Genomic DNA, 12,055 nt, shown 5'->3' on the forward strand with positions numbered 1-12,055 from the left:
CGCCGCTGACGCGGCGACCCGTCCCAACGAACTCACCCCCGGTTAAAACACCAGGTGGATGAAAGAGCCCTTCATCGTTCAGACCAGGCCGGACTCGTAGGCCGCGATCACCAGCTGGGCGCGGTCACGGGCGTGCAGCTTGGCCAGCAGGTTCCCGATGTGCGTCTTCACCGTGCCCGTGCTGACGTGCAGCGCCGCCATGATCTCCGCGTTGGACAGCCCGCGCGCGATCAGCAGCAGCACCTCCTTCTCCCGCTCGGTCAGCCGTTCCAGCCCGGTGACCGCGGGGGAGGAGGGCTGCCGCACGAACTCGGAGATCAGCCGCCGCGTGACCGACGGCGACAGCAGCGACTCGCCGGCCGCCACCACCCTGATCGCGGCCAGCAGCTCGGCGGGTGGCGTGTCCTTCAGCAGAAAACCTGAGGCCCCTGCCCGCAACGCGCCGAAGACGTACTCGTCCAGGTCGAACGTCGTCAGCACCAGCACGCGCGGGCCGGAAAGCCGTTGGGTGGCCTCGATGCCGTCCATCTCGGGCATCCGGATGTCCATCAGCACGACGTCCGGCTGCAGGGAAGAAGCGAGCGACACGGCCTCGGCGCCGGTGCCGGCCTCGCCGACGACGGTCAGGTCCGGTTCGTTGTCGATGAGCAGGCGGAAGCTGCCGCGCAGCAGGGCCTGGTCGTCGGCGATCAGCACGCGGGTCATCGGATCGGCAGCTCCGCCTCGACCCGGAAACCCCCGGACGCGGAGGGGCCCGCGCTGAACGTGCCGTCGTACACCGCCACGCGTTCGCGCATGCCGATCAGCCCGTGTCCCGCACCCAGCTCCCGCACTCCCGGTCCGTCGTCGTCGACTTCGACGCGCACGGCCGACGGCGTGACCTCCACCAGCACCGTGCAGGCCGCGGGTGCCGCGTGCTTCACGACGTTCGTCAGCGCTTCCTGCACGATCCGGTACGCCGACAGCCCGACCCCTTCCGGCACGGCGGTGTCGCCGCGCACGTCCAGCGAGACGCGCACGCCCGCCAGTGACGCCCGGTCGGCCAGCTCCGCCAGGCCGTCCAGCCCCGGCGACGGCGCCAGGTCGGCGTCGGAGCGCAGGACGCCGAGCAGGCCGCGCATCTCGGTCAGCGCCGCGCGGCTCGTCGACGAGATCACTTCCAGGGCCTCGTAGGCGTGTTCGGGTGAGCGCACGTGTGCGGCGTTGGCCGCCTGCACGGCGATGAGGGACAGGTTGTGCGCCACCACGTCGTGCAGCTCGCGGGCGATGCGCAGGCGTTCGCCGGCCAGCGCCTGTTCGGCCCGCTGGTCGCTTTCCCGCGCCAGGAACGACCGCCGCAGCCGGGTGGTGTAGCCGATGACCCACACGGCGCTGAGCGAGGCTCCCACGGCCAGCAGGTTCTCCGGTTCGCCGCCTCCGACGCCGGCGACCGCGACCACCGCGACGACGAGACCGGTGAGCGACCACGTGCGGGAGCGTTCGACGGCCACGGTGTAGAGCGCGAAGCACACGGCTGCGACCGGGGCGCCGAGCGCCTGGACCGGCAGCACCTGGCCGATCACGGTGGCCACGGTGGCGGCCGTGGTGACCGCCAGAGCGGGCACGGGCCACCACCGGCGGACCGCGACGGGCAGCGCGACCAGGGCCGTGGACGGCAGGACGAGCCACCACGGCTGGTCCCGCTGCTCCAGCATCGCGTACGCCACGAGCACCGCGATCACCAGCGCGGCCGCCGCGTCGACCAGGTAGAGGTGCAGTCTTGCGATCACGACCACGACGGTAACGAGCAGGCGACCGCGACGCCTCGGACCACGGTCCGATAGTCGAGTTCGGCCCGAGGTCCGATCCGCCGCGCCGTGGAACACCCGACTCTCCTCCACATGATCGAGGTGCGGAACCTGACGAAGAGATACGGGGACACGACAGCGGTCGACGACCTGTCGTTCACCGTCCACCCCGGACTGGTCACGGGCTTCCTGGGGCCCAACGGCGCCGGCAAGTCCACGACCATGCGGATGATCGTGGGGCTGGACCGGCCCACCGGAGGCGAGGCGCTCGTCGACGGCAAGCGCTACCAGGACCTCGACCGGCCCCTGAGGCACGTCGGCGTGCTGCTCGACCCCGCGGCCGTGCACCACGGCCGCAGGGCGCTCGACCACCTGCGGTGGCTCGCCGCGAGCAACGGGATCGGCCGCCGGCGTGCCGAGGACCTGCTGGAGCAGGTCGGCCTGGGAGGCGTGCGGCACAAGCGGATCAGGGCCCTGTCGCTCGGCATGAAGCAACGGCTCGGCGTCGCCGCGGCACTGCTCGGCGATCCCGGGGTGCTGATGTTCGACGAACCCGTCAACGGCCTGGACCCCGAAGGCGTCCGGTGGATTCGCGACCTCATGCGCGGCCTCGCGAGGGAAGGCAGGACGGTTTTCGTCTCCAGCCATCTGATGAGCGAGATGGCGCTCACCGCGGACCACGTCGTGATCGTCGCAAGAGGACAGCTGGTCCAGGAGACGCCGATGGAGACGTTGACGCGGAACGGATCCCTGGAGGACGCCTACCTCGACCTCACCTCGGGGAGGGGACTGTGAAGAACGCATTCGCCGCCGAGTGGCTGAAACTCCGGACGGTCCGCGCCCCGTACGGCCTGATCGCCGCCATCGGACTGATGGTCGTGTTCGGTGCGACGATTTCGTGGCTGCTGGTTCAGGACTACGACACGTCCCCTGCCGCCGAACAGGCCAGGTTCGCCTCCGCCGACGCCAGCGTGGTGATCAACCCCGTCGTGCAGTTCTGCGTCGCCGCGCTCGGTGCGCTCGTCGCCACCTCCGACCCGAGGCTCACCGCGCTGACCGCGGTGCCGGACCGGAAACGCTTGCTGGCGGCCAAAAGCGCGCTCGTCGCCACCACGGCCGTGGTGATCGGCGGGGTCGCGCTCGCGCTGAGCATCGGCTCGAGCCGGCTGATCATGGGGGACCGGCCGCCTCCCGTCGCGCCGTGGGACAGCGTCACCGACGTTCTCCCGTGGGCAGGCGCGGCGGTGCTGTCGATCCTGGTGACCGGTCTGATCGGGCTCGGGCTGGGGCTGGCGCTGCGGTCCACGGCGGTCGCGGTCGTCGTGGTCGGTGTCCTGCTGTGGGGCCTGCCCGCGGTCACGCCGATGCTGCCGGAGCCCTGGAATACCGACGTCTCGGGCGTGATGGTCCCGTACCTGGTCTACGAGGTGGCCGGCGTCGTGGAGAACGCGCCGCTGAGCCCGCCGGCCGCCGTGGCCTGTTTGGTCGTTTACGCACTGGTGACTCTCGGTGCCGGAACAGTGACTCTTCTGCGACGAGACGCTTGACTCGCTCTTGGGGCAGCCCTAAGGTCATCTATACCTTTAATCGGTAAGGAAACTTACCTATCTAATCCGCCGCCAGCAGTCCGAGAGGAGACGCTGAATGGCTTGGCAGAAGTCTGTGGTGGCGCTCGCCGCGGCAGCCGTGCTCCCGCTGACCGGTGTGATGGCGGGCAGTTCGGTCGCCGCCGCACCCGCGGGTGACGTCTCCGCGGCCGCGCTTCCGGCAGGTTCGCCCGCGGCGGTCAACGGCCAGCTGAAGGTCTGCGGCGTGAAGCTGTGCAACCAGGCGGGCCAGCAGATCCAGTTGCGCGGCATGAGCACGCACGGCATCCAGTGGTACTCCCAGTGCATCAAGACCGCGTCCCTCGACGCGCTCGCGAACGACTGGAAGGCCGACGTCCTGCGCATCTCGATGTACATCCAGGAGGGTGGTTACGAGACCAACCCCCGCAAGTTCACCGACATGGTGCACGGCTACATCGAGGAAGCCACCAAGCGCGGCATGTACGCGCTGGTCGACTGGCACCAGCTCTCGCCGGGCGACCCGAACTACAACACCTCGCGCGCCAAGACGTTCTTCAAGGAGATCGCGCAGCGGCACAAGAACAAGACGAACATCATCTACGACATCGCAAACGAGCCGAACGGCGTCTCGTGGGCGAAGGTGAAGTCCTACGCGGAGGCGGTCATCCCGACCATCCGCGCGGAGGACCCGGACAGCCTCGTGCTCGTGGGCACGCACGGCTGGTCGACGTTCGGCTTGTCCGACGGCAAGGACATCAACGAGGTGAGCCGCAACAAGGTCAACGCCTCGAACCTGATGTACACGTTCCACTTCTACGCCAAGGACCACAGGGACAGCTACCTCAACGCCCTGAAGACGGTCTCGAGCCAGGTGCCGGTCTTCGTCACCGAGTTCGGCTCGCAGGAGGCGTCCGGTGACGGTCCCAACGACTTCACCATGGCGAACAAGTTCATCACGTTCATGAACTCCGCGAAGATCTCCTGGACGAACTGGAACTTCTCCGACGACAAGCGTTCGGGCGCGGTGTTCAAGGGCGGTACCTGTTCCGGCAACAGCTTCGCCGGCGAGGGTCCGCTGAAGGAAGCCGGCAAGTGGGTGCGCAACCACATCAGGGCGAACCGGTAGGCCGACCCCGGCGGGTCACGTGAGCGGCGGTCCTGCGGGGCCGCCGTTTACGGTTGTGCGCATGGCACAACTCGCGCTCGGTCTCGCCTCGCTCGGTCGTCCCGCCTACATCAACCTGGGCCGTGAGGGCGCGCTACCTGCCGTGCGCGACATCGAGTCCATGCGCGCGCAGTGCCACCGCGTCCTCGACACGGCGTACGAGCTGGGCATCAGGTGGGTGGACGCGGCTCGTTCGTACGGGCTGTCGGAGGACTTCCTGTCGTCGTGGCTGCCGGGCCACGACGACGTGACGATCTCCAGCAAGTGGGGCTACGCCTACACCGCGGACTGGCGGCCCGACGCCGAGGTGCACGAGGTCAAGGAGCACTCGCTCGCCCGGTTCACCCAGCAGTGGCAGGAAACTCAAGCCCTGCTGCCGCGAGTCGACCTCTACCAGGTCCACTCGCTGACCGCGGACAGCCCGTTGTTCTCCGATCGCGCACTGCAGGACGCGATGGTCGCGATCGGGGTGTCGCTGGGCTTCTCCACGTCCGGCCCGCGGCAGTCCGACGCCATCCGCAAGGCGCTCGGCCTCGGCATCTTCTCCTCCGTCCAGTCCACTTGGAACGTTCTGGAGACCTCGGCGGGCGAGGCGCTGGCCGAGGCGCACGACGCCGGGTTGCGCGTGATCATCAAGGAGGGCGTGGCCAACGGCAGGCTCGTCGTCGACCCGCCGCAAGCGGTTGCGGCACAGGCGAAAGCGCTGGGTGTCGGGCCGGACGCGGTCGCGCTGGCGGCGATCGCGCGGCAGCCGTGGGTGGACGTCGTGCTGTCCGGCGCGGCGAGCCCGGAGCAGCTGATGTCCAATGTGGACGCCCTGCGGATCGAGGTGGACCTGCCGGACCTGGCCGAACCCGCCGAGCAGTACTGGAAGACGCGCGCCGGGCTCAGCTGGAACTGACCTGGCGCAGCCACTCCCGCCCGATGGCCCGTCCGTCCGGCACGAGCGGCCAGTCCGGGTCGTCGATCCTCACCCGCAGCTCGTCGAGGTCCATCCACCCGCCCCACGCCACCTCTTCCGGCTGGTGGGTGAACGGGCCGTCGGTGCGCGCCTCGTAGACCCACACGTGGTAGCGCGTGCGGTCGTCGACGTACTGGGAGGCGAACAGCTTCTTCAGCGCGACCTCGACTCCCAGCTCCTCGCGAAGCTCGCGCGCGGCGGCCTCGTCCGGGTTCTCACCCGCGTCGATCACGCCGCCCGCGGTGCAGTCGTAGAGGCCGGGAAAGATGTCCTTGGTGTCGGTGCGGCGGTGCACGTAGACACGCGAGCCGTCGACCGACCGCACGATGATGGTCGCGCAGCCGTGCCACAGGTTCTCGGCACGCATGCGTTCCCGCGATACCGTGCCGATCACGGCGCCGGCCTCGTCGTACAGGTTGATCATCCCGTGTCCTCCTGTGGTCGTACGCGAGCTTGCTACCCCAGTCCGACGCCCGCTGATCGTCTCCCTTCCTACCTTCGTGACCGTCAGACGTCACCGAGGAGGATTCGTGTCCACTTCCCTGCGGCTCGGCGTCGCCGAGTTCCGCGCCCGGCCGGGCCGCGCGTTGCTGCCCGGCGTCGCGCTCGTCGTCGGCGTGGCCTGCCTGCTGGCCGCCCTGGTGCTGAGCGACGCGCTCACCAGGTCGGTCGACGAGGGCGCGCCCCTCACACCGTCCGCAGTGGGGCACGTGGTGGACGTGAAGCCCCAGTCCTACGACAGCGACACCGCCGCGGCGAACCGTCCGAAGCTCGACGACGCGTTGCTCGCCAGGCTCTCCGGGGTCGGCAGGGCGGTGCCGGTGCAGCAGGCCCACGCGGACCTGCTGGACGGCAACGGCAGGGCGGGGGAGCACCGGGCCGAGGTCCAGGTCCAGCAACCGGACCTGGTGCGCTGGCCGCTCGCGGAGGGCAGGCAGCCCGCCGCAGACAACGAGGTCGCCGTCGACAAGGTCACCGCGTACGAGCGCGGTCTCAAGCCCGGCGACAAGATCAAGCTCGCCGCCGCGGACGGCAGGCCGTTCGAGGTCACCGTCAGCGGTGTCATGAAGAAGGGCGGGATGGACTCGCGGCCGATCCTGGTCGCCGGTCCCGATCTCGCCCGCAAGCTCGACCCGCGGCCGGACACCACGGCGGTGTGGGTGATCGGCGGCGCCCGTTCCGCCGTCGCGAGCGCCGCCGGGGCTTCCTACGTCGTGTGGGACCCGAGCCCGGACGCCGACAAGATCGGCAACGACCTGACCTTCCTCCTGCTGCCGTTCAGCGTGCTCGCGCTGGCCACCGCGGTGTTCGTCGCGGCGGCCACGTTCCGGGCGGTCTACGCGCAACGTCAGCGCCAGACGGCGTTGCTGCGGTGCATCGGTGCCCAGCGCGGGCCGTTGGTGCGCAGGAGCCTGTTCGAGGCGCTGGTGACCGGTGCGCTGGCCGGTGTCGGCGGTGCGCTGCTCGGCGGGCCGATGGCGTGGCTGCTGGCCAGGACGTTCGACGTCACCGGCATCTCGGTGCTGTTCGGCGCGGTGGAGCTCAGCCCGGACCTGTTGCCGTCGCTCGGGTACGTGATCCTCGGAGTCGTCGTCGCCGCGCTGTTGAGCGTGATGGCCGCTGTCCGGCCCGCGATCAACGCCGCGCGCGTATCGCCCCTGGCCGCGTTGCGGGACGCCGAGAACGAGGTGCCGCCGCGGTCGGTCCGCCGGCTGCGACTGGTGTTCGGCGTGCTGTTCACCGGGGGCGCGGGGTTGCTCGCGATGCTCGCCGTCGCGGCCAAGGGCACGGCCGCCGCGCCGCTCGCGGTCACGTTCTCCGCGATCGCCGCCGTGACCGGGCTGTTCTGGATCCTCGGGCCGGTCACCGTGCCGTTCATCGCGCGGCTGTTCGGCAAGATCGGCGGAACCCAGTGGAAGCTCGCGGGCGCCGAGGTGCGCAGGATGCCGCAGCGGTCGGCGTCGGTGGCGCTGCCGTTGCTGCTGGCCAGCTCGATGGTGACGTTCTTCCTGGTCGTGCTGGGTGGCGCGCAGGACATGGCGTCCGCGTACGCCAACGAGGAACGCCCGGACGCGACCGTCGTGGACGCGGGAGGCCGGTCGTTGCCCCCGATCCCGGCGCAGCCGGAGGTGGCCGCGAGCGTCGTGCTGCACAAGACCGGCGAGGACGGGCCGGCCGGTGTCGATCCCGAGCAGTTCAAGGCGTGGCTGAAGGCGCAGAACGTGTCCGGGGCCGAGCAGCTCACCTCCGGTACCGCGATCGTGCCGCCGCACTGGGAGGACCGGCCGTTCGTGGAGGCCGACGGCAAGCAGTACAAGGTCGTCGGCACCGTGCCCGGCAGCATCACCGGCTACACGCCCGTCATCGGCGGCCTGACGTCGGGACCGGCGGAGAAGGTGCTGGTCGCGTTGAAACCGGGCGCGGACGCGGCGCGGTACCGGGCGAACCTGCAGGCCGCGCTGCCGAACAACCCGACGGTCATCGTGCAGACCGACGCGGACGAGCGCGCGCAGACCGACAGGTACATGCACCTCGGCACCGTGCTGATGATGGTGCTGCTCGGGCTCTCCGTGGCGGTCGCCGTGACGGGCATCGGCACCGCGCTGACGATCTCGGTCCAGGAACGCCGCAAGGAGCTCGCGCTCAGGCGCGCCTTGGGCGTCACTCGGGGCGGGCTGCAGGGCGGGGTCATCGCTGAAGCGATCATGCTGGCCCTGGTCGGCGTCATCGGCGGTGGCGTGCTCGGGTTCGGTTACGCGGAAATCGCCATCCTGGCCACTGGGATCGACATGTCACTGCCAGGACTGCGCGTGGTGTTGCCGCTGGTCATCGGCGCGGCGGCGGTCGTCGTGCTCGCCGTGGCCGCCGCTTTCGGGCCTTCGCGCGGCGCGTCCCGCATTCGTCCGGCAGCCGGACTGGCCTCCGGGTGAATAGGGTGAGGGGAGCTTCAACGCGAAGCTCCCCTCACGCTGTCGTCGGGGGTCAGGGTCATAAGGTGTTGCGCATGCGGCGGATCATGGGAACCGAGGTCGAGTACGGCATCGCGGTGCCGGGCGACGCGACCGCGAACCCGGTGCTCACTTCGACACAGGTGGTGCTCGCGTACGCGGCGGCGGCGGACATACCGCGCGCCCGGCGGGCCAGGTGGGACTACGAGGTGGAGTCGCCGCTGCGCGACGCGCGCGGGTTCGACCTGGGCAGCCCCGGCGGTCACCCCGCCGACTCCGACGTCGAGGACCTCGGCGCGGCCAACGTCATCCTCACCAACGGTGCCCGGCTCTACGTCGACCACGCGCACCCCGAGTACTCCGCGCCCGAGGTCACCAACGCGCGGGACGCGGTGATCTGGGATAAGGCGGGGGAGCGGGTGATGGAGGAGGCCGCGATGAAGGCCGCCACCGTGCCCGGTCAGCCGCGGCTGCAGCTGTACAAGAACAACGTCGACGGCAAGGGCGCGTCGTACGGCACGCACGAGAACTACCTGATGCAGCGGTCGACGCCGTTCACCGCGGTGATCGCCGGCCTGACGCCGTTCTTCGTGTCGCGCCAGGTCGTCACCGGTTCCGGCCGCGTGGGCATCGGCCCGTCCGGCGAGGAAGCCGGCTACCAGCTCTCGCAGCGCTCCGACTACATCGAGGTCGAGGTCGGCCTGGAGACGACGCTCAAGCGCGGCATCATCAACACGCGCGACGAGCCGCACGCGGACGCGGACAAGTACCGCCGCCTGCACGTCATCATCGGCGACGCGAACCTCGCCGAGTACTCGACCTACCTCAAGCTCGGCACCACGTCCCTGGTGCTCGACATGATCGAGGCCGGGATGCGGTTCGACGACCTGCGCATGGTCGACCCGGTCCGCGCGGTGCACCAGATCAGCCACGACCCGACGCTCAAGACCAAGGTCGAGCTGACCGGCGGCCGCAAGTTCACCGGCCTCGACGTGCAGTTCGCCTACCACGAGCGGGCGTCGGCCTTCGTCGAGAAGGAGGGCATCGGCGACCGCGACGTCCTGCGGGTCTGGGGCGAGGTGCTCGACGCGCTCGCCCGCGACCCCTCCGAGTGCGCCGACCGGCTCGACTGGGTCGCCAAGCTGCGGCTGCTCGAGGGCTACCGGCAGCGCGACGGCCTCGCGTGGGGCTCCGCGCGGCTCAACCTGGTCGACCTGCAGTACTCCGACGTCCGCCTGGACAAGGGCCTCTACAACCGCCTGGTCGCGCGCGGCTCGATGAAGCGCCTGGTCAGCGAGGAGGAGGTGCGCGCGGCCATCACCACCCCGCCCGAGGACACGCGTGCGTACTTCCGCGGCCGGTGCCTGGAGCGCTACCCGACCTCGGTCGCGGCCGCATCCTGGGACTCCGTGATCTTTGATCTCGGTCGTGAATCGCTCGTGCGGATCCCGACCCTGGAGCCGCTTCGAGGCACAAAAGCGCACGTCGGAGCGTTGTTGGAAGCGTCTGACACCGCCGAGCAGCTGGTGGACGCACTGACTCGCGGGTGATCGTCTACCCGAGTGGCTCAGGATTTTTGTCGGTGCCGCTGGGTAGTGTTCTTGTCAGGCGAGTGAGCGGGAGGCCGAGATGTCCCAGGAACAGAAGCATCAGCAGGACGACGGCTATGACAGCGGGTACGAGAGCGGTCCGGAGGATGATGGCGCCGCGAAGGCGGGTCAGGAACGCCGCGAGAAGCTCGGCGAGGACGTGGACGCGATCCTCGACGAGATCGACGACGTGCTCGAGGAGAACGCGGAGGACTTCGTCCGCGCATACGTGCAGAAGGGTGGTCAGTAGGCCCCTGGCGGCCTGTTGACCATTTCGGGGACGGGAGAACAACCAACACATGGACAACAGCTCGACCGGGCGTTACCCGGCCGCGGCGCTGCCCTCGTCGTACCTGACGCCGGGCTCGTCGTCGTTCACGGACTTCTTGCGGGCGCAGGCACCGGACATGCTGCCTTCCGCCCGGAAGCTCCCGGAGGGGACGATCCAGGCTCCTCACGGGACGACGATCGTCGCGGTCACGTACAAGGGTGGCGTCGTGATCGCCGGTGACCGGCGGGCGACGATGGGCAACGTCATCGCCCAGCGCGACATGAAGAAGGTCTTCGTGACCGACGACCACTCGGCCGTCGGCATCGCGGGCACGGCGGGCATCGCGATCGAGATCGTCCGGCTGTACGCGGTCGAGCTGCGGCACTACGAGAAGATCGAGGGCGTTCCGCTGTCGCTCGACGGCAAGGCGAACCGCCTCTCGGCGATGATCAGGGGCAACCTCGACGCGGCCATGGCCGGCCTCGCCGTGGTGCCCCTCTTCGCCGGCTACGACACCTCGGCAGCCGACCCGGACCACGCGGGCCGCATCGTGTCCTACGACGTCACCGGCGGCCGCTACGAGGAGTCGCACGGCTACCAGGCCGTCGGCTCCGGCTCCCTGTTCGCCAAGTCGGCGCTGAAGAAGCTCTACGACCCGGACGCGGACGTCGACGCCGCGATCCGCGTGGTCGTCGAGGCGCTGTACGACGCGGCGGACGACGACTCGGCGACGGGCGGCCCGGACCCGGTCCGCAAGCTCTACCCGGTCGTGGTCACCATCAACGGCGCCGACGGTGCCGTCGAGGTCCCGGAGTCCCAGGTCGCCGCGGTGGCCGACGCGGTCGTCGAAGGCCGCCGCTCGCGCCCATCAGGCTGAGTCCCCATCAGGTTCGACGTCAGGAGCACCACCCATGACGATGCCGCTGTACGCATCGGCAGAGCAGGTGATGCGCGACCGCTCCGAGTACGCCCGCAAGGGCATCGCCAGGGGTCGCAGCGTCATCGTGCTGAAGTACGCGGACGGCATTCTGTTCGTCGCGGAGAACCCCTCCAGCACGCTGCACAAGGTCGCCGAGATCTACGACCGCATCGGCTTCGCCGCCGTCGGCCGCTACAGCGAGTTCGAGAACCTCCGCCAGGCGGGCGTCCGGTTCGCCGACCTCCGCGGCTACCAGAACGACCCGCGCGACGTGACGTGCCGGTCTCTCGCGAACGTCTACGCGACCACGCTCGGCACCTACTTCACCGAGCAGATCAAGCCGTTCGAGGTCGAGATCTGCGTGGCCGAGGTCGGGGAGACGTCCGATTCGGACACGCTGTACCGGTTGACGTACGACGGGTCCGTCGTGGAGGAACCGCAGTACATCGTGATGGGTGGCACCGTGGACGCCGCCAACACCGCGCTGAAGGACTCCTTCGCCGACGGCCTGTCGTTGGCCGAGGCGGTTCCTGTTGCGGTGAAGGCGTTGTCCGCCGGGTCGCCGTCCACTGGGAACGGTGGGCCCGAGCTGCTTCCCGCGAACAAGCTGGAGATCGCCGTGTTGGAGAGGTCTCGGCCTCGGCGGGCGTTCCGGCGGATTGCGGGGGCGGCTTTGGATGCTCTGCTGCCTTCGCCTACCAAGGGTGGGAAGCCTGTGGAGGATGTTCAGCTTCCTGGCTCGGAGGACGAGTCGAAGTAGCGTTCTGGGTTTGCGACTGGCCCTCGGGGTGGCGAGTTCTAGGGGTCGTCGCAACACAACTGATCAACTGGCTTGGGCCAGGAGCTT

The 12,055-nt window shown here is 69.6% G+C and carries 11 protein-coding genes and 1 pseudogene; 9 read left to right on the forward strand and 3 right to left on the reverse strand.

Annotated elements, in window-relative coordinates; translation table 11 throughout:
- Nucleotides 1-78 precede the first annotated feature (78 nt).
- Nucleotides 79-705, reverse strand: a complete 627-nt coding sequence (locus IEZ09_RS45010; RefSeq protein WP_189259990.1) for a response regulator — start codon at nt 703-705, stop codon at nt 79-81.
- Nucleotides 702-1,769 (reverse strand): sensor histidine kinase, encoded by a 1,068-nt coding sequence (locus IEZ09_RS45015; RefSeq protein ID WP_189259991.1) that lies wholly within the window; start codon nt 1,767-1,769, stop codon nt 702-704. The genes IEZ09_RS45010 and IEZ09_RS45015 overlap by 4 nt, the downstream gene beginning before the upstream one ends.
- Nucleotides 1,770-1,880: 111 nt before the next feature.
- Between IEZ09_RS45015 and IEZ09_RS45020 the strand changes: the two are divergent.
- From IEZ09_RS45020 to IEZ09_RS45035, 4 genes and pseudogenes are all read left to right on the forward strand, one after another.
- Nucleotides 1,881-2,522, forward strand: a pseudogene (locus tag IEZ09_RS45020) (ABC transporter ATP-binding protein); the annotation flags it as partial.
- Nucleotides 2,523-2,578: 56 nt separating this feature from the next.
- Nucleotides 2,579-3,334 (forward strand): ABC transporter permease, encoded by a 756-nt coding sequence (locus IEZ09_RS45025; protein WP_189259993.1) that lies wholly within the window; start codon nt 2,579-2,581, stop codon nt 3,332-3,334.
- A gap of 97 nt (nt 3,335-3,431) precedes the next feature.
- The gene (locus tag IEZ09_RS45030) at nt 3,432-4,481 is read left to right on the forward strand and encodes a glycoside hydrolase family 5 protein (protein ID WP_189259994.1); all 1,050 of its coding nucleotides are present in this window, start codon (nt 3,432-3,434) and stop codon (nt 4,479-4,481) included.
- A 61-nt stretch (nt 4,482-4,542) separates the two neighbouring features.
- Complete coding sequence (locus IEZ09_RS45035) at nt 4,543-5,421, forward strand: aldo/keto reductase (RefSeq protein ID WP_189259995.1); 879 nt, start codon at nt 4,543-4,545, stop codon at nt 5,419-5,421.
- Here the strand turns inward: IEZ09_RS45035 and IEZ09_RS45040 are convergent.
- The gene (locus tag IEZ09_RS45040; RefSeq protein ID WP_189259996.1) at nt 5,408-5,905 is read right to left on the reverse strand and encodes an NUDIX hydrolase; all 498 of its coding nucleotides are present in this window, start codon (nt 5,903-5,905) and stop codon (nt 5,408-5,410) included. The two genes, IEZ09_RS45035 and IEZ09_RS45040, sit on opposite strands and share 14 nt — an antisense overlap.
- A gap of 106 nt (nt 5,906-6,011) precedes the next feature.
- On the opposite strand from IEZ09_RS45040, the gene IEZ09_RS45045 reads away from it, so the two are divergent.
- From IEZ09_RS45045 to prcA, 5 genes are all read left to right on the forward strand, one after another.
- The gene (locus tag IEZ09_RS45045; protein ID WP_189259997.1) at nt 6,012-8,411 is read left to right on the forward strand and encodes an FtsX-like permease family protein; all 2,400 of its coding nucleotides are present in this window, start codon (nt 6,012-6,014) and stop codon (nt 8,409-8,411) included.
- Nucleotides 8,412-8,485: 74 nt separating this feature from the next.
- Nucleotides 8,486-9,979 (forward strand): depupylase/deamidase Dop, encoded by a 1,494-nt coding sequence (gene dop / locus IEZ09_RS45050; protein WP_189259998.1) that lies wholly within the window; start codon nt 8,486-8,488, stop codon nt 9,977-9,979.
- 79 nt (nt 9,980-10,058) lie between these two features.
- Nucleotides 10,059-10,268 carry a ubiquitin-like protein Pup gene (locus IEZ09_RS45055; protein WP_189259999.1) on the forward strand — a complete coding sequence of 70 codons (210 nt, stop codon included), beginning with the start codon at nt 10,059-10,061 and terminating at the stop codon, nt 10,266-10,268.
- Nucleotides 10,269-10,317: 49 nt separating this feature from the next.
- Complete coding sequence (gene prcB / locus IEZ09_RS45060) at nt 10,318-11,166, forward strand: proteasome subunit beta (RefSeq protein WP_189260000.1); 849 nt, start codon at nt 10,318-10,320, stop codon at nt 11,164-11,166.
- Nucleotides 11,167-11,200: 34 nt separating this feature from the next.
- Entirely contained in the window at nt 11,201-11,968 is a 768-nt protein-coding gene (gene prcA, locus IEZ09_RS45065) for a proteasome subunit alpha (RefSeq protein ID WP_189260001.1), read from the forward strand.
- The last annotated feature ends 87 nt before the right edge of the window (nt 11,969-12,055 follow it).

It is taken from the genome of Lentzea flava, assembly GCF_014648475.1.
GTDB lineage: Bacteria > Actinomycetota > Actinomycetes > Mycobacteriales > Pseudonocardiaceae > Lentzea > Lentzea flava.

What these genes read in the sequence shown, in the direction of transcription:
- IEZ09_RS45010 (WP_189259990.1), bottom strand. Translation starts at nt 705, where the DNA reads ATGACCCGCGTGCTGATCGCCGACGACCAGGCCCTGCTGCGCGGCAGC.
- IEZ09_RS45030 (WP_189259994.1), top strand. Translation starts at nt 3,432, where the DNA reads ATGGCTTGGCAGAAGTCTGTGGTGGCGCTCGCCGCGGCAGCCGTGCTC.
- IEZ09_RS45035 (WP_189259995.1), top strand. Translation starts at nt 4,543, where the DNA reads ATGGCACAACTCGCGCTCGGTCTCGCCTCGCTCGGTCGTCCCGCCTAC.
- IEZ09_RS45040 (WP_189259996.1), bottom strand. Translation starts at nt 5,905, where the DNA reads ATGATCAACCTGTACGACGAGGCCGGCGCCGTGATCGGCACGGTATCG.
- dop (WP_189259998.1), top strand. Translation starts at nt 8,486, where the DNA reads ATGCGGCGGATCATGGGAACCGAGGTCGAGTACGGCATCGCGGTGCCG.
- IEZ09_RS45055 (WP_189259999.1), top strand. Translation starts at nt 10,059, where the DNA reads ATGTCCCAGGAACAGAAGCATCAGCAGGACGACGGCTATGACAGCGGG.
- prcB (WP_189260000.1), top strand. Translation starts at nt 10,318, where the DNA reads ATGGACAACAGCTCGACCGGGCGTTACCCGGCCGCGGCGCTGCCCTCG.
- prcA (WP_189260001.1), top strand. Translation starts at nt 11,201, where the DNA reads ATGACGATGCCGCTGTACGCATCGGCAGAGCAGGTGATGCGCGACCGC.